The sequence below is a fragment of the Magnetospirillum moscoviense genome, from assembly GCF_001650635.1.
GTDB classification, from domain to species: domain Bacteria; phylum Pseudomonadota; class Alphaproteobacteria; order Rhodospirillales; family Magnetospirillaceae; genus Magnetospirillum; species Magnetospirillum moscoviense.
Window position 1 is genome coordinate 1 of record NZ_LWQU01000118.1, and the last position, 551, is coordinate 551.

The window sequence follows — 551 nt, forward strand, 5'->3', positions numbered from 1 at the left end:
GTGGTCGGGGTCGGAGCCCCGGTGGTGGTCGGGGTCGGAGCCCCGGTGGTGGTCGGGGTCGGAGCCCCGGTGGTGGTCGGAGTCGGTGCGCCGGTCGTGGTCGGAGTCGGAGCCCCGGTGGTGGTCGGGGTCGGAGCCCCGGTGGTGGTCGGGGTCGGAGCCCCGGTCGTCGTCGGAGTCGGAGCCCCGGTGGTGGTCGGGGTCGGAGCCCCGGTGGTGGTCGGGGTCGGAGCGCCGGTCGTCGTCGGGGTCGGAGCCCCGGTGGTGGTCGGGGTCGGAGCCCCGGTGGTGGTCGGGGTCGGAGCCCCGGTCGTGGTCGGAGTCGGAGCCCCGGTCGTGGTCGGAGTCGGAGCCCCGGTGGTGGTCGGAGTCGGAGCAGGCGTAGTCGTCACATGCTCAGTGGTCGTCACGCTCTCGGTGGTGGTCACCGGCTGGGTCGTTGTCACAGCCTCGGTGGTGGTCACCGGCTGGGTCGTCGTCACGCTCTCGGTGGTGGTCACCGGCTGGGTCGTTGTCACAGCCTCGGTGGTGGTCACCGGCTGGGTCGTCGT

At 73.9% G+C, this 551-nt stretch carries 1 protein-coding gene; it reads left to right on the plus strand.

Translation table 11 applies throughout. The annotated features are described in order from the left end of the window. Positions 1 to 551, plus strand: a 551-nt coding sequence (locus A6A05_RS21720; RefSeq protein ID WP_245644208.1) for a hypothetical protein, incomplete at both ends; no start/stop codon positions are given.